Annotated in this window: 25 protein-coding genes; 18 read left to right on the top strand and 7 right to left on the bottom strand. The window is 72.9% G+C overall.

Annotated features, from left to right (window positions below; all coding sequences use genetic code 11):
• Positions 1-91 precede the first annotated feature (91 nt).
• Positions 92-898: an IclR family transcriptional regulator gene (locus tag HTZ82_RS14105; protein ID WP_175409707.1), complete on the bottom strand. Its 807-nt coding sequence runs from the start codon at positions 896-898 to the stop codon at positions 92-94.
• Between the two features lie 288 nt (positions 899-1,186).
• Between HTZ82_RS14105 and allB the strand changes: the two genes are divergently transcribed.
• From allB to HTZ82_RS14085, 4 genes are all read left to right on the top strand, one after another.
• Positions 1,187-2,575 (top strand): allantoinase AllB, encoded by a 1,389-nt coding sequence (gene allB / locus HTZ82_RS14100; protein WP_254711846.1) that lies wholly within the window; start codon positions 1,187-1,189, stop codon positions 2,573-2,575.
• 5 nt (positions 2,576-2,580) lie between these two features.
• A complete protein-coding gene (gene alc / locus HTZ82_RS14095; protein ID WP_175409706.1) occupies positions 2,581-3,726 on the top strand; it encodes an allantoicase in 1,146 nt (381 codons plus the stop codon).
• Between the two features lie 200 nt (positions 3,727-3,926).
• Positions 3,927-4,547 (top strand): dihydrofolate reductase family protein, encoded by a 621-nt coding sequence (locus HTZ82_RS14090; RefSeq protein WP_175409705.1) that lies wholly within the window; start codon positions 3,927-3,929, stop codon positions 4,545-4,547.
• 89 nt (positions 4,548-4,636) lie between these two features.
• Positions 4,637-5,668 carry a DMT family transporter gene (locus HTZ82_RS14085; RefSeq protein ID WP_175409704.1) on the top strand — a complete coding sequence of 344 codons (1,032 nt, stop codon included), beginning with the start codon at positions 4,637-4,639 and terminating at the stop codon, positions 5,666-5,668.
• Between the two features lie 15 nt (positions 5,669-5,683).
• Here the strand turns inward: HTZ82_RS14085 and HTZ82_RS14080 are convergent, their stop codons facing one another.
• On the bottom strand, positions 5,684-5,905 hold the full coding sequence (locus HTZ82_RS14080; RefSeq protein ID WP_175409703.1) for a hypothetical protein: 222 nt from the start codon (positions 5,903-5,905) through the stop codon (positions 5,684-5,686).
• Positions 5,906-6,050: 145 nt separating this feature from the next.
• On the opposite strand from HTZ82_RS14080, the gene HTZ82_RS14075 reads away from it, so the two are divergent.
• Genes HTZ82_RS14075 through HTZ82_RS14065 form a run of 3 tightly spaced genes read left to right on the top strand, consistent with a single transcriptional unit; the run spans position 6,051 to position 9,157 of the window.
• On the top strand, positions 6,051-7,271 hold the full coding sequence (locus HTZ82_RS14075; RefSeq protein WP_175409702.1) for a sensor histidine kinase: 1,221 nt from the start codon (positions 6,051-6,053) through the stop codon (positions 7,269-7,271).
• Positions 7,268-7,963 (top strand): response regulator transcription factor, encoded by a 696-nt coding sequence (locus HTZ82_RS14070; protein ID WP_175409701.1) that lies wholly within the window; start codon positions 7,268-7,270, stop codon positions 7,961-7,963. The genes HTZ82_RS14075 and HTZ82_RS14070 overlap by 4 nt, the downstream gene beginning before the upstream one ends.
• A gap of 9 nt (positions 7,964-7,972) precedes the next feature.
• A complete protein-coding gene (locus HTZ82_RS14065) occupies positions 7,973-9,157 on the top strand; it encodes a cytochrome P450 (protein WP_175409700.1) in 1,185 nt (394 codons plus the stop codon).
• 20 nt (positions 9,158-9,177) lie between these two features.
• On the opposite strand, the gene HTZ82_RS14060 is transcribed toward HTZ82_RS14065, so the two are convergent.
• A complete protein-coding gene (locus HTZ82_RS14060) occupies positions 9,178-10,203 on the bottom strand; it encodes a Gfo/Idh/MocA family oxidoreductase (RefSeq protein ID WP_175409699.1) in 1,026 nt (341 codons plus the stop codon).
• Positions 10,204-10,370: 167 nt separating this feature from the next.
• Between HTZ82_RS14060 and HTZ82_RS14055 the strand changes: the two genes are divergently transcribed.
• On the top strand, positions 10,371-11,090 hold the full coding sequence (locus HTZ82_RS14055; RefSeq protein ID WP_309235466.1) for a GntR family transcriptional regulator: 720 nt from the start codon (positions 10,371-10,373) through the stop codon (positions 11,088-11,090).
• A 14-nt stretch (positions 11,091-11,104) separates the two neighbouring features.
• Here the strand turns inward: HTZ82_RS14055 and HTZ82_RS14050 are convergent, their stop codons facing one another.
• Positions 11,105-11,701, bottom strand: coding sequence for a dihydrofolate reductase family protein (locus tag HTZ82_RS14050; protein ID WP_175409697.1), 597 nt, complete (start codon positions 11,699-11,701; stop codon positions 11,105-11,107).
• A 270-nt stretch (positions 11,702-11,971) separates the two neighbouring features.
• On the opposite strand from HTZ82_RS14050, the gene HTZ82_RS14045 reads away from it, so the two are divergent.
• The 9 genes from HTZ82_RS14045 (at position 11,972) to HTZ82_RS14005 (ending at position 20,122) form a co-directional block, all read left to right on the top strand.
• Complete coding sequence (locus tag HTZ82_RS14045; RefSeq protein WP_309235464.1) at positions 11,972-12,961, top strand: sugar ABC transporter substrate-binding protein; 990 nt, start codon at positions 11,972-11,974, stop codon at positions 12,959-12,961.
• Positions 12,958-14,043: an ABC transporter permease gene (locus HTZ82_RS14040; protein WP_175409695.1), complete on the top strand. Its 1,086-nt coding sequence runs from the start codon at positions 12,958-12,960 to the stop codon at positions 14,041-14,043. Before HTZ82_RS14045 ends, HTZ82_RS14040 begins: the two co-directional genes overlap by 4 nt.
• Complete coding sequence (locus HTZ82_RS14035) at positions 14,040-14,825, top strand: ATP-binding cassette domain-containing protein (RefSeq protein WP_175409694.1); 786 nt, start codon at positions 14,040-14,042, stop codon at positions 14,823-14,825. The genes HTZ82_RS14040 and HTZ82_RS14035 overlap by 4 nt, the downstream gene beginning before the upstream one ends.
• A gap of 154 nt (positions 14,826-14,979) precedes the next feature.
• Positions 14,980-16,185: an ROK family glucokinase gene (locus HTZ82_RS14030; RefSeq protein WP_175409693.1), complete on the top strand. Its 1,206-nt coding sequence runs from the start codon at positions 14,980-14,982 to the stop codon at positions 16,183-16,185.
• Complete coding sequence (locus HTZ82_RS14025) at positions 16,182-16,787, top strand: hypothetical protein (RefSeq protein WP_254711845.1); 606 nt, start codon at positions 16,182-16,184, stop codon at positions 16,785-16,787. The genes HTZ82_RS14030 and HTZ82_RS14025 overlap by 4 nt, the downstream gene beginning before the upstream one ends.
• Before the next feature lie 88 nt (positions 16,788-16,875).
• Complete coding sequence (gene pcaC, locus HTZ82_RS14020) at positions 16,876-18,183, top strand: 4-carboxymuconolactone decarboxylase (RefSeq protein ID WP_175409692.1); 1,308 nt, start codon at positions 16,876-16,878, stop codon at positions 18,181-18,183.
• Between the two features lie 26 nt (positions 18,184-18,209).
• On the top strand, positions 18,210-18,842 hold the full coding sequence (locus HTZ82_RS14015; RefSeq protein WP_175409691.1) for an MBL fold metallo-hydrolase: 633 nt from the start codon (positions 18,210-18,212) through the stop codon (positions 18,840-18,842).
• A 40-nt stretch (positions 18,843-18,882) separates the two neighbouring features.
• On the top strand, positions 18,883-19,662 hold the full coding sequence (locus HTZ82_RS14010; protein WP_175409690.1) for an exodeoxyribonuclease III: 780 nt from the start codon (positions 18,883-18,885) through the stop codon (positions 19,660-19,662).
• Positions 19,663-19,681: 19 nt separating this feature from the next.
• Positions 19,682-20,122, top strand: coding sequence for a DUF6278 family protein (locus HTZ82_RS14005; RefSeq protein WP_175409689.1), 441 nt, complete (start codon positions 19,682-19,684; stop codon positions 20,120-20,122).
• 159 nt (positions 20,123-20,281) lie between these two features.
• On the opposite strand, the gene HTZ82_RS14000 is transcribed toward HTZ82_RS14005, so the two are convergent.
• The 3 genes from HTZ82_RS14000 to HTZ82_RS13990 form a co-directional block, all read right to left on the bottom strand.
• Positions 20,282-21,898: a CocE/NonD family hydrolase gene (locus HTZ82_RS14000; RefSeq protein WP_175409688.1), complete on the bottom strand. Its 1,617-nt coding sequence runs from the start codon at positions 21,896-21,898 to the stop codon at positions 20,282-20,284.
• Positions 21,899-22,051: 153 nt separating this feature from the next.
• Positions 22,052-23,251 carry an Ig-like domain-containing protein gene (locus tag HTZ82_RS13995; RefSeq protein WP_254711844.1) on the bottom strand — a complete coding sequence of 400 codons (1,200 nt, stop codon included), beginning with the start codon at positions 23,249-23,251 and terminating at the stop codon, positions 22,052-22,054.
• Positions 23,252-23,368: 117 nt separating this feature from the next.
• A complete protein-coding gene (locus HTZ82_RS13990; protein ID WP_175409686.1) occupies positions 23,369-24,154 on the bottom strand; it encodes a hypothetical protein in 786 nt (261 codons plus the stop codon).
• 81 nt (positions 24,155-24,235) lie between these two features.
• On the opposite strand from HTZ82_RS13990, the gene ggt reads away from it, so the two are divergent.
• Positions 24,236-26,050 (top strand): gamma-glutamyltransferase, encoded by a 1,815-nt coding sequence (gene ggt, locus HTZ82_RS13985; RefSeq protein ID WP_175409685.1) that lies wholly within the window; start codon positions 24,236-24,238, stop codon positions 26,048-26,050.
• Positions 26,051-26,112 lie beyond the last annotated feature (62 nt).

Below are 26,112 nucleotides of genomic sequence, written 5' to 3'. Positions count from 1 at the left end.
CGAAGAGCTTGGGGGAGATTGAGGAGCGGGGGTTCGGGGGCAGAGCCCCCGATTCGGGAAGGGGCGGGACAGGGGAAAGACCGCCGGTGCCTCAGGTCTGCGGGGACGTGCTCGTCAGGGCCGTGGACAGGTCGCGCGCGACCTCCTGGAGGATCGGGACGATCCTCGACGTCGCCGTCTCCGTCACCCGCCCCGCCGGCCCGGAGATCGACACCGCCGCCGGCGTGGGCGAGTCGGGCACCGACACCGCGAGGCACCGGACCCCTATCTCCTGCTCGTTGTCGTCGACGGCGTACCCCGTCTCGCGCACCAGCTCCAGCGCCGCCAGGAACCCCTCCGGCGTCGTGATGGTCTTGTCGGTGGCCGCGGGCATGCCCGTGCGGGCGAGCAGCGCCCGCACCTCCTCCGGCGGGGTGTGGGCCAGCAGCGCCTTGCCGACGCCCGTGGAGTGGGGCAGGACCCGTCGCCCGACCTCGGTGAACATCCGCATCGAGTGCTTGGACGGCACCTGCGCGACGTACACGATCTCGTCCCCGTCGAGCAGCGCCATGTTCGCCGTCTCGCCGGTCTCCTCGACGAGGCGGGCCAGGTACGGCCGCGCCCAGGTGCCGAGGAGGCGGGACGCGGACTCGCCGAGGCGGATCAGGCGCGGGCCCAGGGCGTAGCGCCGGTTGGCCTGCTGGCGGACGTATCCGCAGGCGACCAGCGTGCGCATCAGCCGGTGGATGGTGGGCAGCGGCAGGCCGCTGCTGGACGAGAGCTCGCTCAGCCCGACCTCGCCCCCGGCGTCGGCCATCCGCTCCAGGAGGTCGAAGGCACGCTCGAGTGACTGCACGCCACCGCTCGCGGCGGCGGGCTTGGCGGCGGCGTCGGTGCTGCTGGCGCTGGACGTCGGCACGTCAACGGTCCTTTCGAGGCGGATGGACAAGGCAGCAGCCTACCGGGCACTCCCGTCCGGCACATCGCCCGTTCGTCGGCGTACGCGCCGGTCAGGGGCTGTTTGTCCGTGTGTCGGCGGACCCTGTCCCGCCACCTCCTGTGCGGAGCTACGTTCTCCTGTGCGGAATTGTACTTCCACTTCATGGAAACCTCTAAGGGGAGGTTCGTGCTGCGGGCGGCCCTTGACGGGGCGCGGCGGGCGGGTGAAGACTTCTTCAACAGTTCGTTGAAGTTCCAGGGTAGGGACATGAACGCGGACATGAACGCGGACATGGACGGGCGCGACGGAAATGAGGAGAGTGTGAACGTGGACCTGGTGCTGCGGTCGACGCGGGTCGTCACCCCCGACGGAACGCGCGCCGCTTCCGTCGCCGTGGCCGGCGGTACGATCGCCGCCGTCCTGCCGTACGACGCGGAGGTGCCGGACGGCGCCCGGCTCGAGGACGTCGGCGACGACGTCGTCCTGCCCGGCCTGGTCGACACGCACGTCCATGTGAACGACCCGGGCCGCACCGAGTGGGAGGGCTTCTGGACCGCCACCCGCGCCGCGGCCGCCGGCGGCATCACCACCCTCCTCGACATGCCGCTCAACTCGCTGCCGCCCACCACCACCGTGGAGAACCTGCGGGTCAAGCAGGACGTCGCCCGCCCCAAGGCGCACATCGACGTCGGCTTCTGGGGCGGCGCCCTGCCCGACAACGTCAAGGACCTGCGGCCCCTGCACGACGCCGGTGTCTTCGGCTTCAAGTGCTTCCTGTCGCCGTCCGGCGTCGACGAGTTCCCGCAGCTGGACCAGGACCAGCTCGCCGCGTCCCTCGCCGAGATCGCCGGCTTCGGCGGACTGATGATCGTGCACGCCGAGGACCCCCACCACCTCGAAGCCGCCCCGCAGAAGAGCTCCGCCAAGTACGCCGACTTCCTCGCCTCGCGGCCCCGCGACGCCGAGAACACCGCGATCGAGAACCTCATCGCACAGGCCCGCCGCCTCGACGCCCGCGTCCACGTCCTGCACCTCTCCTCCAGCGACGCGCTGCCGCTCATCGCCGCCGCCAGGAGCGAGGGCGTCAAGGTCACCGTCGAGACCTGCCCGCACTTCCTCACCCTCACCGCCGAGGAAGTGCCCGACGGCGCCACCGAGTTCAAGTGCTGCCCGCCCATCCGGGAGGCCGCCAACCAGGACGCCCTCTGGCAGGGCCTCGCCGACGGCACCATCGACTGCGTCGTCTCCGACCACTCGCCCTCCACGGCCGACCTCAAGACCCCCGACTTCTCCACCGCCTGGGGCGGCATCTCCTCCCTCCAGCTCGGCCTGCCCGCCATCTGGACCGAGGCCCGGCGCCGCGGCCACACGCTCGACGACGTGGCCCGCTGGATGTCCACCGCCCCCGCCGCCCTCGCCGGACTCGACCGCAAGGGCGCCATCGAGGCAGGCCGCGACGCCGACTTCGCCGTCCTCGCCCCCGACGAGACCTTCACCGTCGACCCGGCCGCGCTCCACCACCGCAACCGGGTCACCGCCTACGCGGGCCGCACCCTGTACGGCGTCGTCACCTCCACCTGGCTGCGCGGCGTACGCATCGCCGACCGCGGCAACCCCGCAGAGCCCAGCGGGCGACTGCTCGAAAGGAACAAGTGAATCCCGTGACCGCCACCGGCACCGACTCCACCGACTCCACCGGCATACCCCGCTTCACCGGCGACGCCAGCCCGTACGGGGGCGGCGACCCGTACGCCGACTACCGCACCGCCGACTTCCCCTTCACCGGCCTCGCGGACCTCGCCGACCGGCGCCTCGGCGCGGGTGTCGTCGCCGCCAACGACGAGTTCTTCGCCGAGCGCGAGAACCTCCTCAAGCCCGAGCCCGCCGAGTTCGACCCCGAGCACTTCGGCCACAAGGGCAAGGTCATGGACGGCTGGGAGACCCGCCGCCGCCGCGGCGCCGGCGCCGAGCAGCCGCACCCGACGGCCGACGACCACGACTGGGCGCTGGTACGGCTCGGCGCGCCCGGCGTCGTACGCGGCATCGTCGTCGACACCGCGCACTTCCGCGGCAACTACCCGCAGGCCGTCTCCATCGAGGGTGCGTCGGTCGCGGGCTCCCCGTCGCCCGACGAGCTCCTCGGCCCGGACGTCGAATGGACCACCCTCGTTCCGCGCACCGCCATCGGCGGCCACGCGGCGAATGGTTTCTCCATCGACGTGGAGCGCCGCTTCACGCATCTGCGCGTCAACCAGCACCCCGACGGCGGCATCGCCCGCCTCCGCGTGTACGGCGACGTCGCCCCCGACCCGGCGTGGCTCGGCGTGCTCGGCACCTTCGACGTCGCCGCCCTGGAGAACGGCGGCAGCGTCGAGGACGCCTCCGACCGCTTCTACTCGCCGGCCACCAACACCATCCAGCCCGGCCGCTCCCGCAAGATGGACGACGGCTGGGAGACCCGCCGCCGCCGCGACAAGGGCAACGACTGGATCCGCTACCGGCTCACCGAGCAGGCCGAGATCCGCGCCGTCGAGATCGACACCGCGTACCTCAAGGGCAACAGCGCCGGCTGGGCCGCCCTCTCCGTACGCGACGGCGAGAACGGCGAGTGGACCGAGTTCCTGCCCCGGACCCGGCTCCAGCCCGACACCAACCACCGCTTCGTCCTGCCGGCTCCGGCCGTGGGCACCCACGTCCGCATCGACATCTACCCCGACGGCGGCATCTCCCGGCTGCGCCTCTTCGGCTCCCTCACGGAGGAGGGCGCCAAGCGCCTGACCGCCCGTCACCAGGAGCTCGGCGGCTGACCCGCCCCCTCACACCCGGGCAGCACGACACCTGCCCGTACGGCGGGGCGCACCGGCATGACAGCACCGGCGCGCCCCGCCCTCCCGACTGCTCCGCCGGTGGGACACCCCCGCTGTGTCGGCGCCCATCGACGAGTTCCTCGGGCCGTCACGGACTGAGCTGGTGACCGGAACGTCACGACTCACGAGAGGCGCGCCCCATGGCCCTGCTCACCCTCACCTCTTTCCTCACGCTCGACGGCGTCATGCAGGCCCCCGGCGGGCGGGAGGAGGACCGCAGCGACGGCTTCGACTACGGCGGCTGGCTCGTGCCGTTCTCCGACGAGGACATGGCCCGGTTCATGATCGAGGTGTTCGACCGCTGCGACGCCTTCCTCCTCGGCCGCCGTACATACGAGATCTTCGCCGCGTACTGGCCGAAGGTCACCGACCCGGACGACCCGATCGCGAGCCGCCTCAACTCCCTCCCCAAACACGTCGTCACCCGGACCCTGGACACCGCCGACTGGCACAACTCCCACATCGTGCGCGGCGACCTGGTCGAGGAGGTGACCCGGCTCAAGCAGCAGCCCGGCCGGGAGATCCAGGTCCACGGCAGCGCCCGCCTCGCCCACGGCCTCATCGCCCACGGTCTCGTCGACGTCTACAACCTCCTCGTCTACCCCGTCTTCCTCGGCAAGGGCCGCCGCCTCTTCCCCGACGGCGGCACCCCCACCGCTTTCACGCTCGACGGCCACCGCACCACCAGGGCCGGCGTCACCATCCAGACCTACCGGCCCACCGGCCCCGCCGAGTTCGGCGATTTCCCGCTCGACCAGTGAACACCCGGCGGGTACGGTGATCGCCGTCCCGCGCGAGCCGCCGAAGCCTCCGCACTCCCTCGCCGTCACGACCGGAGGCCGGCCCCGCCATGACATCGATCGCCACACCCGCGCCCACACCCACGCCCACACCCACGCCCGCGCCCACACCCACGCCCGCGCCCACACCCACGCCCGCGCCCACACCCACGCCCGGATCCGCGCCCACGCCGGCATCCGCGCCCGCGCCGGGCCCGCGCCGCGCGTGGCTCACCGACCTGCCCGTCCTGCTGGTCGCGGTCGTCTGGGGCGCCAGCTACCTGGCCGCCAAGGGCGTCACCACGGCCCACACCGTGATCGCCGTGCTCGTCCTGCGGTTCGCCGTCGTGCTGCCCGCGCTGGCCGTCGCCGCCGGACGGCGGCTGCGCGCCCTGACCGCCGCCCAGTGGCGGGGCGCCGGGCTCCTGGGCCTGATCCTCGCCGGCGTCTTCCTGCTGGAGACGTACGGCGTCGTCCACACCTCCGCCACCAACGCCGGGCTGATCATCAGCCTCACCATGATCCTCACCCCGCTCGGCGAGGCCGTTCTCACCCGCACCCGGCCGCCCCGCGCCTTCCTCGCCGCGGCCGGACTCTCGGTCGCCGGAGTCGTGCTGCTCACCCAGGGCGGCGGCTTCACCACGCCGTCGGCCGGCGACCTGCTGATGCTGCTCGCCGCCGTCGCCCGCACCGCCCACGTCCTCACCATGGCCCGCACCAGGTCCGTACGCGGCGCCGACTCCCTGTCGCTCACGACCGTCCAGCTCGGCACGGCGGTGCTGCTGTTCGCGCTCCTGGCCGCCGTCCCCGGCACGGGCGCGACCCCCTGGGCCACGGCCCTGGACTTCGGGCCACGCGAGTGGGCGGGGCTGCTGTTCCTCTCCGTCTTCTGCACGTTCTTCGCGTTCTTCGTGCAGATGTGGGCCGTACGCCGCACCTCACCGTCCCGTGTCAGCCTGCTGCTCGGCACCGAACCCCTGTGGGCCGCCGCCGTCGGCATCACCCTGGCCGGCGACCACCTCGGCCCGACGGGCCTCGCGGGCGCGGCCCTGGTCCTGCTGGGCACGGCCTGGGGCCGCCGGGCCGCCGCCGAGGCGCCCTGACGGCGCCCGGGCCCGCTACGCCTTGACGTACCGGTCGACGATCATCAGGAAGGCGAGGCCGACGCCCGCGACCCCCACGTTCGCGAGCAGCTCGTGGCCCTGGAGGAAGGCGACGTTCTCCGTCAGGAACCGGGTGAAGCCCATGAACCGGAACCATCCGTCGGTCAGTTCGCGTATCACGCCGCACACGCCGGCGATGAGGACCAGCATGCCGATCACTTCGAGAAGCTTCTTCACCCGTCGATGATCGGACGCGCCGGGCCCGTGCCGCTTCCGTCTTCGGGATGCGGCGGCGGTCCGGAAGTCTGCGGTTGCGTGACTTCGGTCGACGGCGGGCCGCCGAGCCCGCTCGTACGAGGCGGGCCTGCGTACGTTGGTCCGTATGACGCGCGCGGAGTACCCCTGGCTGCTGCCCTCGAACCTGACGGCCGACGCGGCCGCCACCGACGAGCCCGGCGGCGGCCGCCGGCGACGCCGTACCGTACGGGACTGGGCCGTCGACACCGTCGCCTTCGGCTTCGCCGTGTTCATCGGGCTCGTCACGCTCGGCACCGGCTACCACGGCTCCGACGCCGCCGTCCTCGTCGACGTGCTCCTGGGCGCCGCCGGCTGCCTCTCCCTCTGGGCGCGCCGCCGCTGGCCCGTGGGCGTCCCCGTCGCCCTGTCCGTCGTCGGCGTCGTCGCCCCGTCCTCCAGCGGTGCCCTCCTCGTCGCCCTGTTCGGTGCCGCCGTCCACGTACCGTTCCCGAGGCTCGCCGTCGTCGGCGGCTTCGCCCTGGTGGGCGGCTCCGTCCAGAGCTTCCTGTGGCCCGACCCCGGCATCCACCCGGCCGTCAACCTCGTCTTCACGCTGCTGCTGTTCCTGGTCGTCACCGGCTGGGGCATGCTCGTCCGCTCCCGCCGCCAGCTCGTCGCCGCCCTGCGCGAGCGGGCCCGCCGCGCCGAGTCGGAGGCCGAGCTGCGCGCCCAGCAGGCCCAGCGGGCCGCCCGCGAGGCCATCGCCCGCGAGATGCACGACGTACTCGCCCACCGGCTGACCCTGCTGAGCGTCCACGCCGGCGCCCTGGAGTTCCGCCCGGACGCGCCGGCCGCAGAGATCGCCCGCGCCTCCGGCGTCATCCGCGACAGCGCCCACGAAGCCCTCCAGGACCTGCGCCAGATCATCGGCGTGCTGCGCGCCCCCGGCGAGCCCGACGACGGCGACCGCCCGCAGCCGACCCTCGCCACGCTTGACTCCCTCGTCGCCGAGTCCCGGCAGGCCGGCATGAAGGTCACCCTCGACCACCGCGTGGGCGACCCCTCCACCGTCCCCGCCGCCACCGGCCGCACCGTCTACCGCATCGTCCAGGAGGGCCTCACCAACGCCCGCAAGCACGCGCCGGGCACCGAGGTCACCGTCACCGTCCGCGGCGGCCGCGGCGACGGACTCACCGTCACCGTGCACAACCCCGCCCCCGAAGGGCCCGTCCCGCACGTCCCCGGCTCCGGCCAGGGCCTCATCGGCCTCACCGAACGCGCCACCCTCGCCGGCGGCCGCCTCACCCACGGCCGGGCACCCGACGGAGGCTTCACCGTCAGCGCCTGGCTACCGTGGCCCGCATGACCATCCGGCTGATCGTCGTCGACGACGACCCCCTCGTCCGCGCGGGACTCTCCCTCATGCTCGGCGGCGCCCCCGACATCGAGATCGTCGGCGAGGCCGCCGACGGCGCCGACGTGCCCGCGCTCGTGGACCGGCTCGCCCCCGACGTCGTCCTCATGGACATCCGCATGCCCGGCGTCGACGGGCTCACCGCGACCGAGCGGCTCCGCGCCCTGCCCGGCGCTCCCGACGTCGTCGTCCTCACCACCTTCCACGCCGACGAGCAGGTGCTGCGCGCCCTGCGGGCCGGGGCCGCCGGGTTCGTCCTCAAGGACACCCCGCCCGCCGAGATCGTCGACGCCGTACGGAAGGTCGCCGCCGGCGACCCGGTGCTGTCCCCGGCCGTCACCCGCCAGCTCATGACCCATGTGGCCGGCGGCGCGACGCCCGCGCCCGCCGCCCGCGAGACCGACCGGCGGCGCGCCACGTCCGCAGCCCGCCTGGAAACCCTCGCCGACCGCGAGCGGGACGTCGCCCTCGCCGTCGGCCGGGGCGGCTCCAACGCCGAGATCGCCCGCTCCCTCTACATGAGCGTCCCCACCGTCAAGGCCCACGTGTCCCGGATCCTCGCCAAGCTCGACCTCAACAACCGTGTCCAGATCGCCCTGCTGGTGCACGACGCCGGGCTCCTGGACGACGAGGGCGGCGCATAGGGTGGGCCGATGGGACTCATCGATCTCGCCGCGTACGGACCGGAGTTCACCGCCGACCCGTACCCCGTGTACGCGAAGCTCCGCGCCGCCGGGCCGGTCCACGAGGTGCTCGCGCCCGACGGGCAGCAGGTGTGGCTCGTCGTCGGGCACGCCGAGGCCCGGGCGGTCCTCGCGGACCCCCGGCTGTCCAAGTCGCCGTCCACCATCGGCCTGACCATGCTCGACGAGGAGGTCATCGGCCCGAACCTGCTGGTGGTCGACCCGCCCGACCACACCCGGCTGCGCAAGCTCGTCGCCCGCGAGTTCACCGCCCGGCGCGTCGAGGCCCTGCGTCCGCGCGTCCAGGCCATCGTCGACGAGCTGCTCGACGCCATGGCGCCGGCCGGGCACGCCGACCTGGTCGACGCGCTCGCCTTCCCGCTGCCCATCACCGTCATCTGCGAACTCCTCGGCGTGCCCACCGCCGACCGCGACCGCTTCCGCGCCTGGTCCGACGAGATCGTCGCCCCGACCGGCGCCGACGCCGAGCGCGCCGCCGTGTACGGCCTCGCCGCCTACCTCGACGAACTGATCGAGGACAAGCGGTGCGCGGGCCCCGCCGACGACCTGCTGTCGGCGCTGCTGCGCACCCGCGCCGAGGACGGCGACCGGCTGTCCGCCCCCGAACTGCGGGCCCTCGCCTACCTGCTGCTGATCGCAGGGCACGAGACCACCGTCAACCTGATCTCCAACGGCGTCCGCGCCCTCCTCACGCACCCGGACCAACTCGCCGCGCTGCGCGCCGACTTCGGCCTCCTCGACGGCGCGGTGGAGGAGATGCTCCGCTACGACGGGCCGGTGGAGACCGCCACGTACCGCTTCACGCGCGAGCCGGTGGCGGTCGGGGACACGCTGATACCGGCGGGCCGCGCCGTCCTGGTCGGCCTCGACGCCGGCGACCGCGACCCCGGCAGATACCCGGACCCGGACCGGTTCGACATCCGCCGCGACACCGCGGGGCACCTGGCGTTCGGCCACGGCATCCACTACTGCCTCGGCGCGCCGCTCGCCCGCCTGGAGGCGCGGATCGCGCTCCGCGCGCTGCTGGAGCGGTTCCCCCGCCTGGCGCTCGACCACGATCCGTCGTCCGAGCCGCTCGACTGGCTGCCCGGCCTCCTCATGCGCGGCGTCCGCCGCCTCCCCGTCAGGTGGTGAACCGACGGCCGGACGTACCGTCAGGATCCCGGGGGCGTCTCCGTGAGCCCCGGGATCTCGTCGAGCCGCACCGCCCGCCGCTCCCGTCGCGACAGCTCGCACGCCTCCGCGATCCGCAGCGCCTCCAGGGCCTCCCGCCCGTCGCACGGGTTGTCCCGCTCGCCGCGCGCGAACCGTACGAACGCGTCAAGCTCCGCCCGGTACGCCGGGGCGAACCGCTCAAGGAACCCGGTCCACGGCCGGGTCGCGGGCGGCGGGCCCAGCGGCTCCGTCGACGTGATCGGCGTGCGGTCGTCGAGGCCCACCGCCAGTTGGTCCCGCTCACCGGCGAGCTCCATCCGTACGTCGTACCCGGCGCCGTTGCAGCGGGTCGCCGTCGCCGTGGCGAGGGTGCCGTCGTCGAGGGTCAGCAGCGCGGCCGCCGTGTCGACGTCCCCGGCCTCCCGGAACATCGGCGGGCCCCCGTCCGACCCGGCCGCGTACACGTCCACGACCTCGCGGCCCGTCACCCAGCGCACCATGTCGAAGTCATGGACCAGGCAGTCCCGGTAGAGGCCCCCGGAGACCGGCAGGTACGCGGGCGGCGGCGGCTCCGCGTCCGACGTGAGCACCCGTACGGTGTGCAGCCGGCCGAGCCGCCCCGCGCGCACCGCCTCGCGCGCCGCCCCGTACCCCGCGTCGAAGCGGCGCATGAAGCCGATCTGGAGCGGCGTCCCCGCCTCCGCCACCTCCCGCAGCGCGCGCAGCGTACCGGCCAGGTCGGGGGCGATGGGCTTCTCGCAGAAGGCGGGCAGCCCGGCACGCGCCGCGCGCCGGATGAGCTCGCCGTGGGCGGATGTCGCCGAGGTGATGACCACGGCGTCCACGCCCCACGCGAAGATCTCGTCGACGGTCGGCGCGGCCGCCGCCCCGACCGCCCGCGCGACCTCGACGGCCCGCTCCCCATCCACGTCGGTGACGACCAGGGCACCCACATGGGCGTGCGCGGCCAGCACGCGGGCGTGGAACGTCCCGATCCGCCCGGTTCCGATCAGTCCGATGCGCATGTCCCAAAGTGGTCATGGTCACACCGTCATGTCAAGCATTTGTCCTGACAATCCGACGTCACGACTTCCCGTCATCATTTTCTTACGGATGGGCGCGCCGATACGCTCAGCCCGTGCCCAAGCAGACCCGAGATGAGACCGGACCCGTCGTCGAGCTCCCGCTCAGCGTGGACCGCACCAGCCCCGTCCCGCTGTACTTCCAGCTGTCCCAGCAGCTGGAGGCGGCCATCGAGAACGGCGCACTCACCCCCGGCAGCCTGCTCGGCAACGAGATCGACCTCGCCGGCCGCCTCGGCCTGTCGCGGCCCACCGTCCGCCAGGCCATCCAGGCGCTCGTCGAGAAGGGCCTGCTCGTGCGGCGCCGCGGCGTCGGCACGCAGGTGGTGCACAGCCAGGTACGGCGCCCCCTGGAGCTCAGCAGCCTGTACGACGACCTGGAGGCGGCCGGCCAGCGCCCCGCCACCCGGCTCATCGCCCACCGCACCGAACCGGCGAGCGCCGAGGTCGCCGCCGCACTCGGCGTCCCGGAGGGCGACGACGTCCTCTACGTCGAGCGCCTGCGCAGCGCCCACGGCGAACCCATGGCCCGCCTCGGCAACCACCTGCCCGTCGGCCTCTTCGGCCTCGACGCCGACCGCCTGGAGACCACCGGACTGTACCGCCTGATGCGCGCCGCCGGGATCACGCTCCACAGCGCCCGCCAGACCGTCGGCGCCCGCGCCGCCACCACCCCAGAGGCCGCGCTCCTCGGCGAGGCGGAGGGCGCGCCGGTCCTGACGATGGCCCGCACGACGTACGACGACACGGGCCGCGCGGTCGAGTTCGGCTCCCACATCTACCGCGCGTCGCGCTACGCCTTCGACTTCCAGCTCCTCGTCCGCGCGTAGCGCACCGGGCCTGTTCAGGCTTCGGTGACCGTCCGGTACGTGCACACCTGCACGCCCGTGCCGCTGGTGACCGTCGAGACCAGCTCCAGGGTCCGCAGGGCACCGTCCTCCGGGAAGATCGACTTACCGCCGCCCAGCAGCACCGGCATGATCATCAGCCGCAGCTCGTCGACCAGGCCCTCGTGCAGCAGCGTGCGGACCAGCGTGGGGCTGCCCATGACCAGCAGGTCGCCCCCGGCGGACGCGCGCAGCTCCCGGATCCGGGCGACGGCCTCGACGCCGGGGATCCGTGCCGTGTTCTCCCACGTCAGCTCCGAGTCGCTCAGGGTCCCGGACACCACGTACTTGCGGATCGCGTTCATCCGGTCCGCGAACGGGTCACCGGCCCGCTCCGGCCACGCCCCGGCCATCGTCTGCCACGTACGGCGGCCGAACAGCAGCGCGTCGGCCTTGCCCAACGCCTCGTCGAAGGCCCCGCCCACGACCTCCGGGTCGAAGAACGGGTGCGTCCAGCCGCCGTGCGCGAAGCCGCCGTCCGTGTCCTCCTGAGGGCCGCCGGGTGCCTGCACGACGCCGTCCAGGCTGATGAACTCGCTGATCACGATGCGCATGGGACTGCTCCTCCTCTGTTCCCGCCACCGGGTGTGCCGGTGTGTCACGGCAATGAAGACCGACGCGCCGCCGCGGAATCATCGCCGCCACGCGCCTCGCGCGTGTGATCTGGAGCACATGCGACCCGCGAGTATCCGCCACCCACCCATGACCGATACTGGGCCGTCGGGATGGTGGCGAAATGCGCCGTCCGAGAGGACAACCGTCCGAGAAGGACAGCGGAAGGGCACGGCATCGTGGCGGCAAGGGTTCGGACATCAGGACGCGCGGTGGCAGCCGTCCTCGCGGCGGTGCTGGGGGTGACCCTCACGGCGTGCAGCGCCACCGGGGGCAAGCGCGCCGAGGACGCCCGCAAGGCGGCCGCCGAGGCCGCCTCGGGCCGCGCCAACGTCACCACACCCCGCTGGACCGTCGCCATGGTCACCCACTCGGGCGACGGCGACACGTTCTGGGACATCGTCCAGAAGGGCGCCCGGGAGGCCGCCGCCAAGGACAACATCGACTTCCTGTACGCCCACAGCGACGAGGGCCAGCAGCAGGCCCAGCTCGTCGACTCGTACGTCGACAAGAAGGTCGACGGGATCATCGTCACGCTCGCCAAGCCCGAGGCGCTCAAGGCATCCGTCGCCCGCGCCGTCGCCGCCGGCATCCCCGTCGTCACCGTGAACTCCGGCTCGGCCCAGTCCAAGGCGTTCGGCGCCCTCACCCACATCGGCCAGGACGAGACCGTCGCAGGCCAGGCCGTCGGCGACGAACTCGACCGGCGCGGCCGCAAGAAGGCCCTGTGCGTCCTGCACGAACAGGGCAACGTCGGGCACGAGCAGCGCTGCGCCGGCGTGAAGGAGGCCTTCGACGGAGACGTGCAGAACCTGTACGTCGACGGCACCAACATGCCCGACGTCCAGGCGTCCATCGAGGCCAAGCTGCAGACCGACACCGCCATCGACGCCGTCGTCACCCTCGGCGCGCCCTTCGCGGACGCCGCCGCGCAGGCCAAGCGGACCGCCGGCTCCCGGGCCGAGATCGACACCTTCGACCTCAACGCCAAGGTCGCCGCCGGACTCCAGTCCGGCACCCTCGGCTTCGCCGTCGACCAGCAGCCCTACCTCCAGGGGTACGAGGCAGTCGACCTGCTGTGGCTGTACCGCTACAACGCCGACGTACTCGGCGGCGGCCGCCCCGTCCTCACCGGCCCGCAGATCGTCACGCAGAAGGACGCGGCCGCCCTCGCCGCGTACACCGAGCGGGGCACCCGATGACCGCGACCGCACCACCCGTGCAGCACGGCCACGGCCACGGCTCCGGCCCCGGGCGCGACGAGCGGCTGCTGACCGCCCCGCCCCTGAAGCGGCTGGTCAAGAAGCTCCTCACCCGGCCCGAACTCGGCTCGGTCGTCGGCGCCGTCGCCGTGTTCGTCTTCTTCTCCGTCGTCGCCGACGGCTTCCTGCGCGCCTCCAGCCTCGGCACGGTCCTCTACGCCGCCTCGACCATCGGCATCATGGCCGTACCCGTCGCCCTCCTCATGATCGGCGGCGAGTTCGACCTGTCGGCCGGCGTCCTGGTGACGACCTCGGCGCTGGTCTCCTCGATGTTCAGCTACCAGATGACCGCCAACGTCTGGGTGGGCGTCGCCGTCTCGCTGCTGGTCACCCTCGCCGTCGGCTTCTTGAACGGCTTCCTGCTGACCCGCACCCGGCTGCCCAGCTTCATCATCACGCTGGGCACGTTCCTGATGCTGACCGGCCTCAACCTCGGCTTCACCAAGCTCATCAGCGGCACCGTCTCCACCAAGACCATCGCCGACATGGAGGGCTTCGCCTCGGCCCGCGCCCTGTTCGCCTCCGAGGCGACCATCGGCGGCGCCACGCTCAAGGTCACGGTCCTGTGGTGGCTCGCGCTCGTCGCCGTCGCCACCTGGATCCTGCTGCGCACCCGCTTCGGCAACTGGATCTTCGCGGCCGGCGGCAACGCCGACGCGGCACGCGCCGTCGGCGTCCCCGTCCGCCGCACCAAGACCGCCCTCTACATGGGCGTCGGCTTCGCCGCCTGGGTCGCGGGGCAGCACCTGCTGTTCTCGTTCGACGTCGTCCAGTCCGGCGAAGGCGTCGGCAACGAACTCGTCTACATCATCGCCGCCGTCATCGGCGGCTGCCTGATCACCGGCGGGTACGGCTCCGCGATCGGCGCCGCCGTGGGCGCGTTCCTTTTCGGCATGACCAGCAAGGGCATCGTCTACGCCGAGTGGGACCCCGACTGGTTCACGTTCTTCCTGGGAGCGATGCTCCTTCTCGCGACCCTCCTCAACGCCTGGGTCCGCAAGCGCGCGGAGGCGACCGCATGACCACGGACATCCCGCTCGTCGAGCTCGACGGCGTCAGCAAGTACTACGGCACCGTGCGCGCCCTCGAAGACGTCTCCCTCCAGGTCCACGCCGGTGAGATCACCTGCGTCCTCGGCGACAACGGCGCCGGCAAGTCCACCCTCATCAAGATCATCGCCGGCCTGCACGGACACGACGCGGGCACCCTGCGCGTCGAAGGCGAGGAGACCGCCCTCTCCTCCCCGCGCGAGGCTCTCGACCTGGGCATCGCCACCGTCTACCAGGACCTCGCCGTCGTTCCCCTCATGCCCGTGTGGCGGAACTTCTTCCTCGGCTCCGAGCCGACCCGTGGCAAGGGCCCGTTCAGGCGGCTCGACACCGCCCACATGCGCGCCACCACCCGCGCCGAGCTGCTCCGCATGGGCATCGACCTGCGCGACGTCGACCAGCCCATCGGCACCCTCTCCGGCGGCGAGCGCCAGTGCGTCGCCATCGCCCGCGCCATCCACTTCGGTGCCAAGGTGATCGTCCTCGACGAGCCGACCGCCGCGCTCGGCGTCAAGCAGTCCGGCGTCGTCCTCAAGTACGTGGCGGCCGCACGTGACGCCGGCCTCGGTGTGGTGCTCATCACCCACAACCCGCACCACGCCCACCTCGTCGGCGACCGCTTCGTCCTCCTCAAGCGCGGCCGCATGGCCGCCGCCCACACCAAGGACTCCGTCACCCTGGACGAACTCACCCGCCAGATGGCGGGCGGCAGCGAGCTCGACGACCTCCGCCACGAACTGGGGCGCGCCTCCTGAGGCCGTGGTGGGACCGCCCGCGCACGGGCACCTGGCAGAATCGGAGGCGGCGGGCACCGCCCGCCGCCGGTCCGCACCGCCACGACCGGACGCCCGGCGTCCGCGGCCCCGGGGCACCGGCCCGTACCGCACCCGGCAGGGACGAACAGGACCCGTGAGCACGTACCGCGACCGCGACCGCGACAGCGCCCCCGTCCACCGCGGCACCGCACGCGCCACCGTCCTGCGCACCGTCGGCACCGTCGGCACCCGCGAGCGCCGCTCGCACCTCACCGCGCCCCGCGTCCCCACCGTCGGCATCGACATCGGCGGTACGAAGGTCATGGCCGGCGTCGTCGACGCCGACGGCACCATCCTGGAGAAGGTCCGCACCGAGACCCCCGACAAGTCCAAGAGCCCCAAGGTCGTCGAGGACACCATCGTCGAACTCGTCCTCGACCTGTCCGACCGGCACGACGTCCACGCCGTCGGCATCGGCGCCGCCGGCTGGGTCGACGCCGACCGCAGCACCGTCCTGTTCGCGCCCCACCTCGCCTGGCGCAACGAGCCGCTGCGCGACTCCCTCCAGGGCCGCCTCGCCGTCCCCGTCATGGTCGACAACGACGCCAACACGGCCGCCTGGGCCGAATGGCGGTTCGGCGCGGGGCGTGGCGAGGACCACCTCGTCATGATCACCCTCGGCACCGGCATCGGCGGCGCCATCCTGGAGGACGGCCGCGTCAAGCGCGGCAAGTACGGCGTCGCGGGCGAGTTCGGCCATATGCAGGTCGTCCCCGGCGGCCACCGCTGCCCCTGCGGCAACCGCGGCTGCTGGGAGCAGTACAGCTCCGGCAACGCCCTCGTCCGCGAAGCCCGCGAACTCGCCGCCGCCGACTCCCCGGTCGCGCACGGCATCATCGAACGCGTCAAGGGCAACATCCCCGAGATCACCGGCCCGCTCATCACCGAGCTGGCCCGCGAGGGCGACGCCATGTGCGTCGAACTCCTCCAGGACATCGGCCAGTGGCTCGGCGTCGGCATCGCCAACCTCGCCGCCGCGCTCGACCCGTCCTGCTTCGTCATCGGCGGCGGCGTCAGCGCCGCCGACGACCTCCTCATCGGCCCCGCGCGCGACGCCTTCCGCCGCAACCTCACCGGCCGCGGCTACCGCCCCGAGGCCCGGATCGCCAGGGCCCAGCTCGGCCCCGAGGCCGGCATGGTCGGCGCCGCCGACCTCGCCCGGCTCGTCGCCCGCCGCTTCCGCCGCGCCAACCGCCGCCGCGTCGAACGCTACGAACGGTATGAGCGCTACGCGCAGGCCCTCCGCACCGGCGGCACCACCCGCACCCGCAGCAGGAGCACCCAGGAACCCGAGGTATGAGCGCCCCCACCGACATCACCCCGCCCTCGCACACCGCCGACGGCCCCGGCCCCGGCCCCGGACACGAGCCCCACCCGGAGGACCGGCGGGCCACGGTCCGCCGCCGCTGGTTCACCGCCTTCGTCATCGTCCTGCTCATCGGCATCCCCGCCGGATACCTGGCGATCTCCGCCGAGCAGAGCCGCTCCAGCGGCCGCGACAAGGAGGCCGAGTCCTCCGTCACCGGCCTCCAGGACAGCTGGCCGTCCAAGATGAAGCGCCGCGTCTTCGAGGTGCCCATCCCGGCCCACTCCCAGGACGTCGCCTACTTCGAGACCAGCAACTGGAAGTCGAGCAGGCTGTACGTCCAGTTCACCACCACCGGAACCGGCCTCGACGACTTCCTGAAGAACTCCGGCACCAGCCGCTCCGCCCTGAAGCACGGCGACGTCACCGTCGACGACCGCGACGCCGGCATCGTCGGCTGGGAGTTCCCCGACGGCCGCGCCTGGGCCGGCACCACGCACCACCAGGACCGCCCCCGCCCCACCCGGGACATCACCGTCGACCTCACCGACCCGGCCGCACCCCGCGTGTACGTCGTCTCCACCACGACGCCCTGACCGTCATGGAACGGGCGGAACCGGCCCGCTCGGGCGGGCGCCCCCACCCCGGCCGGTGGAAGATGATCGGATGTGGGAGCGTGAGCGGGTGAGCGAGAGTACGACGAACAGCCTGCAATACCGATGTGACGGGCCGGAAGACGCACCGGTCCTGGTCCTGGGACCGTCCCTCGGTACCACCTGGCACATGTGGGACCGCCAGATACCCGGCCTCACCCCCCGCTGGCGGGTCGTCCGCTTCGACCTGCCCGGCCACGGCGGCGCCCCCGCCGAACCCGCGTCCTCCGTCGCCGCACTCACCGACCGGCTCCTCGCCACCCTCGACGGCCTCGGCGTCCACCGCTTCGGCTACGCCGGCACCGCACTCGGCGGGGCCGTCGGCGCCGACCTCGCCCTGCGCGCCCCGCACCGGCTCGCCTCACTCGCCCTGATCGCCGCGTCGCCCCGCTTCGGCACGGCCGACGAGTTCCGCCAGCGCGGCGTCGTCGTCCGCGCCAACGGCCTCGACCCGGTCGCCCGCAGCGCACCGGAACGCTGGTTCACGCCGGGCTTCGCCGCCGCGCAGCCCGCCATCGTCGACTGGGCCGTGCAGATGGTCCGCGCCACCGACACCGGCTGCTACATCGCCGCGTGCGAGGCGCTCGCCGCCTTCGACATCCGCGCCGACCTGGGCCGTGTCGGCGTCCCCACGCTGGTACTCGTCGGCTCCGACGACCGCGTCACCGGACCCGCCGAGGCCCGCACCCTCGTCGCCGGCATCCCCGACGCCCGGCTCGCCGTGGTCCCCGGCGCCTCCCACCTCGCGCCCGTCGAACAGCCCGCCGCCGTCACCGACCTCCTCGTACGGCACTTCTCCACCGCCTGGCAGGACACGCTCGCCGCGATCCCCGTCCCGCCCCAGACCCCGCCGCCCCCCTACGCCACGGCACCCGCCCCCGCCACGGCACCCGCCCCCGCCGCCCCGACCGACGGTGCCACGCCCACGACGGCGGCCCAGCCGCCCGCCGCACAGCGCCCCGACCCGTACGAAGCGGGCCTCAAGGTGCGCCGCGAAGTGCTCGGCGACGCCCACGTGGACCGCGCCCTGGCCGCCGCCGACGACTTCACCGGCGACTTCCAGGACCTCGTCACGCGCTACGCCTGGGGCGAGATCTGGACCCGTGAAGGACTCGACCGCCGCACCCGCAGCTGCGTCACGCTCGCCGCACTCGTCGCCCGCGGCCACCTCGACGAGCTCGCCTTCCACACCCGCGCGGCCCTCCGCAACGGCCTCACCCCCACCGAGATCCGCGAGGTCCTCCTCCAGACGGCCGTCTACTGCGGCGTGCCCGCCGCGAACGCCGCGTTCCGCGTCGCCGCCGCCGTGATCCGCGAGGAGACGAAACCCGAGACCTGACGGGGCTTCCGGGGCAGGATGGGCACATGAAGCTGACCAAGAAGTCCCATGCCTGTGTCCGCCTGGAGAAGGCCGGACGGACACTCGTGATCGACCCGGGCGGTTTCAGCGAGGAGGACGCCGCGCTCGGCGCCGACGCCATCCTCGTCACGCACGAGCACCCGGACCACTTCGACGAGGGACGGCTGCGCGCCGCCCTGGAGGCCGATCCGGCCGCCGAGATCTGGACGCTCCGCAGCGTCGCCGACCAGCTCTCGGCGGCGTTCCCCGGGCGCGTCCACACCGTCGGCCACGGCGACACCTTCACCGCCGCCGGCTTCGACGTCGAGGTGCACGGCGAACTCCACGCCGTCATCCACCCGGACATCCCGCGCATCACCAACGTCGGCTACCTCGTCGACGGGTCCGCCTTCCACCCCGGAGACGCGCTCACCGTCCCCGGCCGGCCCGTCGACACACTGTTCCTGCCGGTCATGGCGCCCTGGAACAAGATCTCCGAGGTCATCGACTACGTACGCGAGGTCAAGCCGCGGCGCACCGTGGACGTCCACGACGCCCTGCTCGCCCCGCTCGCCCGCCCGATCTACGACCGGCACATCGGCGGCCTCGGCGGCGCCGAGCACCGCCGCCTCACCCCGGGCGCGTACACCGAGCTGTGACGGCGGCCGGTTGTCGGACCCCGCCGTTAGGCTGTCCGACATGCGTATCGCCACCTGGAACGTCAATTCGATCACCGCACGGCTCCCGCGCCTGCTGGCCTGGCTGGAGAGCAGCGGCACGGACGTGCTGTGCGTCCAGGAGACCAAGTGCACCGCCGAGCAGTTCCCCGCCGACGAGCTGCGCGAGCTCGGCTACGAGTCGGTGGTGAACGCCACGGGCCGGTGGAACGGCGTGGCGCTGGTCTCCCGGGTCGGCATCGAGGACGCCGTCGTCGGCCTGCCCGGCGGCCCCGAGTACGAGGGCGCGCAGGAGCCCCGGGCGATCTCCGCGACGTGCGGCCCGGTCCGCCTCTGGTCGGTGTACGTGCCGAACGGCCGCGAGGTGGCCCACGACCACTACGCGTACAAGCTCCGCTGGCTGGAGGCGCTCCAGGGCGCCGTCGCCGACGACGCGGCGGGCCCCCGCCCCTTCGCCGTGCTCGGCGACTTCAACATCGCGCCCACCGACGACGACGTCTGGGACCGCTCCTTCTTCGAGGGCTCCACGCACGTCACCGCGCCCGAACGGGCCGCGCTCGAAGGACTGCGCGGCGTCGGCCTCGACGACATCGTGCCGCGCCCCCTCAAGTACGACCACCCGTTCACGTACTGGGACTACCGCCAGCTCTGCTTCCCCAAGAACCGCGGCATGCGCATCGACCTGGTGTACGGCAACAAGCCGTTCGCGGACGCCGTCAAGGACGGCTACGTCGACCGCGAGGAGCGCAAGGGCAAGGGAGCATCGGACCACGCCCCCGTCGTCATCGACCTCGACGTCTAGGCGTGCGACGCTGGGCGGTATGAACATCCCCTTCCTGGACTCCTGGCGCAAGCGCCGCGGCGGCGGACAGAGCAGGACCCTGGCCGGCGCCTTCGAGCGTGACCCGGACGCCGTGGCCGACCTGCTGTCGGAGTGCGCCCTCCTGCGCGCCCGCGCCCAGGAGTCCGGGGTGCGCCTGGACGACTCGCCCCGCTCCCTGGAGGCCCTCGACCAACTGCCGCCGCGCTGGCGCGAGGACCCCGAGGAGCTGCCGTGGGTCGGCAACGACGCGGGCCTCTACCTCGGCACGGTCATCGTCCGTACGGTGCCGGGCGCCGTCTGGGACGTCCTGGCGGCGGGCCGCCCGGTGGTGCGGCTGCGGTCGGGCCGTGAGCTGGACGTGGTCGGCGCGGGACTCGACTGGGCGATCACCGGTTCGCCCGAACTCTCGCAGATGTACGCGGAGGCGGCCGAGGCCTGACTCCGCGCTGTCACCTGTGCGGCCTTCCGTTTCCGGGCTTCTGTCCGGCTTCATCGGTAAATACCGTTAATGTCGTGCTATGCGTGTCGAGGTGTGAAGTCCCTTTGACCACTGGATAGTTTGCGCTGTCCTCGGAACCTGCCCGGCAGCGGCCGGAGATCACTGCTCGCGCAGCGGAACCGACACGTACGAGGGGTCGGTGGGCGGCGAGGAGAAGGTCAGCCGCGCGCCGGACGGGTTGTGCTCGATGTACAGCGGGTCGACGGTGTCGACGACGAGGGCCAGCCGGTGGCCGGCCGGGACGTCGTACGCCGTGGAGAACAGCTCCAGGTCCACGGTGAACGGCTCCCCGGGCGTCCGGTCGTGGAACGTGGAGGGGGCGTTGCTGACGAGCTTGCCGAAGCCCAGGGGGCCGACGTCGTACAGGTACGCCACGAGCGTGCCGCTCTCCTTGGTGCTGGTGACCGTGGTGTGCAGCCGCGCCGTGCCCCGGACGCGCTGCGCGGTCGCGTACCGCTCCGACTGCCACACGGCGGCGAACGACCGGGGCAGCAGCGGCACGGACACGGTCGGCGGAAGCTGGAGGAACTGGTCCAGCGTGTTCGACAGCAGGACGACACCGCCGTTGGCGCCCGAGTCGACGTTCGCGTACACGCGCTGCTCGCCGCCGAGCGCGATCCGGCGCTGCCCGGCGCCGACGGACCGCCAGTCGGCGTAGCCCTCGTACCCGCCGGTGGAGCGGGATGTGAGCTGGACCGGCTGTTCGCGGTCGATGCCGTTGGCGGCGCCCTTGAGGTGGTGGTCGAACCAGCGGTGGGCGTTGGTCCACACGTCGTTGGGCAGGCCGAGGAGTCCTGATCCCTCGGCGGTGGCGTGGTCGCCGGGGCGCAGTTCCAGGCGCTTGGGGCCGGTGAGCTTCTCGTAGAAGGACGCGTACTGGTTGGGCGGGAAGATCGTGTCGCCCCACGCGTTGCCCAGCATGATCGCGGCGCCGTTGGCGTTGATGCGGTCGAGGTAGGTGGCGGGGGAGCGCTTGCGGCCCCAGTCGATCATCTCCTGCTCCTTGGCGAGGTTCGAGGAGAGGAAGTCGCCCAGGATCCGCTGGAGCTCGGGGCTGGGGCGGCCGGTGAGGTAGCCGGTGGCGCCGAGCATGGCGGCGGCCTGGACGTGCTGGGTGCGGCCGCTGTAGATGGAGTCGATCAGGTCGGCCCAGCCGCTGAGCGCCACGACGGCCTTGACGCGCGGGTCGTGGGCGGCGGCCAGCAGGCTGATGCCGGCGCCGTACGAGACGCCCGCCATGCCGACGCGGTCCGGGTCGGCCGGGGTGTGGGCGAGGGCCCAGTCGACGACCTTCGCGGCGTCGGCGACGTCCGGCGGCCCGGCGACCTCGATGTGGCCGCCGGACTGCCAGAAGCCGCGGGAGTTGTACGTGACGACGACGTAGCCGCTGTCCGCCAGCTTCCGGGCCTGGGCCAGGTACTCGACCTGCGGAGTCGCCCAGCTCGTCGGCAGGACCAACAGCGGGTACCGACGGGCGCTGCCCGTGTCCGCGCCGGCGGGCGTGACGACGTTCGCCTTGAGGACGATGCCGCCGTGGCCGGTGATGTCGACGAAACGTATACCGGCCGAAAGGCCGGACGAATCCGTCGCTCCGGTGGTGTACGGAGCCTCGGCCGCCGCCGCGGAGGTGGCCCCGAAGGCCGTCCCGGTGGCCAGGACGGCCGTGACGGTACCGATGGCCGCCGTACGCAGTGCGGCTCTGCGCTGTCGTCCCACGGGTCACCCTCCATTCGCGTCACACGCGTTGGTTGAAAGTGACCCGAAGGTAACCGCAGCGGCTTACCGCTGGTAACTACCCAGTAAGTTACGCGATGGTAACAATCGTCGCGGGGGGAGCGGCCGGAACCGGCCGCGGGTGCGGCGCGGGTGTCAGCGCAGCGCGCTCTTCGCCTGCCACTCCGCCCACGACAGGTTCCACTCGCCGTAGCCGTTGTTGAGGGCCTGGGTGCCCTTCGCGTCGTCGCCCTCGACCTCGAACGGGTCGCCCACCTGCACCTGCTCGTACACCCACTTGGCGTCCGCGTCCGTCATGCCGATGCACCCGGAGCTCTTGTTGGCGCTGCCCATGTACGCGGCGTTCCACGGCGCGGCGTGCGCGTACATGCCCGACCAGGTCAGCCGCATCGAGTAGTCGACCATCTTGTCGTACGCGTCACCGAGGCCGACCGTCTCCGAGCGCATGTTGATGGTGCCCTCCTTCGACATCAGCACCGTCTTGCCGCGCCACGACGCCTTCTCGCCGCCGGGGGTGCCCGCCGACATCGGGATGTCCTTGACCAGCTGCCCGTCCCGCATCAGCTTCAGCCGGTGGCCGTCCAGGTCGACCTTGACGACCTGGTTCCTGCCGACCGTGAAACCGGTCTGGTAGTCGCGGACGAACCAGCCGCCGTCCGCGCCGGAGTCCACGCCGTTCAGCCGCGCGTCCAGCGTCACCTTCGTACCGGGCTTCCAGTACTCCTTCGGCCGCCAGTCGATCCGGTCCTTGCCCGACCAGTCCTGCATCCAGCCCCAGGAGCCCTCGGTGTTGTTCGACGTGGTGACCTTCAGGGCCTTCTCCACGTCGGCCTTGTTCTTGACCGGGTGGTCGAAGACGATCGACAGCGGGTGGGCAATGCCGACCGTGGTGTTCTTGCCGGGCGCGAGCGTCAGCTTGTTGACCTTCTCGGGGGCGGCGGTCGCGAAGTCGGCCTTCGCCGTGCCGCCGTTCGCGTCCCGGGCCTCGACGGTGTAGCCGGTGCCGGGCGCGGCGTTGCGGGCGGACGTCCAGGACTTCCCGTCCGCCGACACCTTGCCGTCCAGCGTGGCGCCCTTGGAGTCGGTCACGGTGACCTGGGCGAGCCTCCCGTCCGCGAGGGTCACCTTCACGGGCTCGCCGGGCTTGGCCTGCTTGCCCGTCAGGTTCACCGAGATACGGGTCTCGGGCTTGGCGTCGCCGCCGCCCTTGCCGTCCTGGCCGGGATCGCCGGCCGAGGAGCCGCCGCCCGAACACGCGGTCAGGGCCGCGGTCAGAACCGCGGTACCGGCGAGGGCGGTGGTGCGGAGCGTGTCACGGGCACGTATGCGGCTCAACTGAAAAACCTCCGATGCGTCTCTGTCGCTGGGAGAGAGGGACATCGGAGGGGACAGGTTGCTGAATATCAGAAGATTTCCGCAGCGGTTTTCCCGGACGGGGCCGCGGGGGCCGTTCTAGTCGTCGCCCGAGGCCGGAGCGGGAACGGACGCGGCCGGGGCCTCGGCGGCGGAGGGGGTGGTGGGAGCGGGTGAGGCCGCGGGGGCGGATGAGGTCGCGGCCCGTGTCACATCGGCCACCAGCTCGACCACGTCGGGCCCGTACGCCTGCGAGCTGACCACCTTCAGCAGCAGCACGAACGGGCCCCGCCCGTACGTGCGGGCCAGCTTCTCCTGGTGGCGGACGAGGTAGCGGGCGGCCGCCTGGTTGGTTATGGCCATCTGGCCGCAGAACAGGAAGACGGGGTGCCGCCCCTCACCGGCGGTGAGCCGGGCCAGGACGACGTACTCGGTGACGCCCTTCTCCGCCCGGTACACGTCCTCGCCGATCCGGTACACGTCCGGCTTCTTGCCCGGCTGCTCCTCAAGCCGCAGGCCGGGCAGCAGCGTACGGACGTGCGCGGCCATCCGGTCGTTCGACACGGGGCCGCCGAGGCAGAACTCCGTACGGTCCCCGAAGCCCTGCACGGCGTTGTCGTGGCGCACGACACGGGCGTGCGCCTCGCAGTCCCGGATCAGCGTGGACAGTTCGAGCAGCGCGAACACGTCGTGCCGGGCCACGCCCTCGCCCCCCGCCTCGCGGTTCACGACGAGCAGGCATTCGGAGTTGGCCGGCAGCCCGTAGAAGGCCTGCTTCCGGCGGAGCCTGCGGCGGGAGAGCGCCGTGCGCGCCAGCCAGCCGAGGGATGCGCTGAGCCCGCTGGCCGCCACGCCGAGCACGATGTTCCAGAGGTCGTCGTCCATGGGCGCGCATGGTAGTGGTCCTGGCACGGCGGGCGGGGTGAAGTTACGCTGCGCGGACGGTCGTTGACTGGAGGTATCCGGATGCGTCGGTCCACGGTACGGAACGTCTCGCTCGCCGCCGTCGCCGCGACGGTGCTCGCGGTCGGCGCGGCGGCACCGCCGTCGACGGAGCCACCGGCCGATGAACCACCGGTCAAGGTGCCGGTCGCCGTCGGCCACGGCGGTGCCGTGGCGAGCGTGGACGCCGACGCGTCGGCCGCCGGGCTCGCCGTGCTGCGGGCGGGCGGCAACGCGGTGGACGCGGCCGTGGCGACCGCGGCGGCCCTCGGCGTCACCGAGCCGTACTCGGCGGGCATCGGCGGAGGCGGCTACCTCGTCCACTACGACGCCCGCACCCGTACGGTGCACACCGTCGACGGCCGCGAGACCGCGCCCCGCTCGGCGGACGCGTCGCTGTTCCTGGGCCCGGACGGCGCCCCGCTGCCGTTCGCGGAGGCCATGACCAGCGGGCTGAGCGTCGGCGTGCCCGGGACGCCCGCCACGTGGGACGCGGCGCTCGACGCGTGGGGCACCAAGCCCCTGCGCGACCTGCTGAAGCCCGCTCAGCGGCTGGCCCGCGAGGGCTTCGTCGTCGATGAGACGTTCCGCGCCCAGACCCGCGCCAACGAGGAGCGGTTCCGCGACTTCCCGGCCAGCGCCGAGCTGTTCCTACCGGGCGGCGAACTCCCCGTCGTCGGCTCCGTCCTCAAGAACCCCGACCTCGCCCGCACCTACGAGAAGCTGGGCCGCCAGGGCACGAAGGCGCTCTACCGCGGCGACCTCGCCCACGACATCGTCCGCACGGTACGCAACCCTCCCGTACGGGACGGCGCCACGCGCACCGTACGGTCCGGGGACCTGACGGTGCGGGACCTCGCGGCGTACGACACGGTGTGGCGGCGCCCGACGAAGGTCACCTACCGGGGCCTCGACGTGTACGGCATGGCGCCGTCGTCGTCGGGCGGCACGACGGTCGGTGAGGCGCTGAACATCCTGGAGGGCACCGACCTGTCGGCGGCATCGCGCGACACGTATCTGCACCGGTTCATCGAGGCGAGCCGCATCGCCTTCGCGGACCGCGGCCGGTGGGTCGGGGACCCGGCGTACGAGGACGTCCCGGTGAAGGGGCTGCTGTCGCAGCGGTTCGCGGACGCGCGGGCCTGCCTCATCAAGGACGACCGGGCGCTGACCAGCCCGCTCGCCCCCGGCGACCCGCGCGACCCGGTGCCGTGCGCCACGACCGGGACGGCCGCCCCCACGACGTACGAAGGCGAGAACACCACCCATCTGACGGTCGCCGACCGGTGGGGCAACGTCGTCGCCTACACCCTGACCATCGAGTCGACGGGCGGCAGCGGCATCACCGTGCCCGGCCGGGGCTTCCTCCTCAACAACGAACTGACGGACTTCTCCTTCGCCCCCGCGAACCCGGCCGTCCACGACCCGAACCTGCCCGGGCCCGGCAAGCGGCCGCGCTCCTCCATGTCCCCGACGATCGTCCTGGACCGCCACGACCGGCCCGTCCTCGCGCTCGGCTCGCCGGGCGGCGCGACCATCATCACGACCGTCCTGCAGACCCTCACGGGCGTCGTCGACCGCGGCCTGCCGCTCGTCGACGCCATCGCCGCGCCGCGCGCCAGCCAGCGCAACAGCGCGCTCACGGACATCGAACCCGGCCTGGCGGCCGACCCGGTGCGCACCCGGCTGGCCGGCCTCGGCCACGCCTTCCGCGAGGTCGCGGAGATCGGCGCGGCGACCGGCGTCCAGCGCCTCCCGGACGGCCGCTGGGCCGCCGCCGCCGAGCCGACCCGCCGCGGCGGGGGCTCGGCGATGGTCGTCCACCCGGCGCCCGAATAGGGGGCTCTGCCCCCGAACCCCCGCTCCTCAATCTCCCCCAAGCTCTTCGAGCAGGGGGTACC

It is taken from the genome of Streptomyces sp. TRM64462 (assembly GCF_013362995.1).
GTDB lineage: Bacteria > Actinomycetota > Actinomycetes > Streptomycetales > Streptomycetaceae > Streptomyces.
The sequence above is the reverse complement of the archived record's forward strand: the minus strand, read 5'-3'. Positions and strand labels throughout refer to the sequence as shown.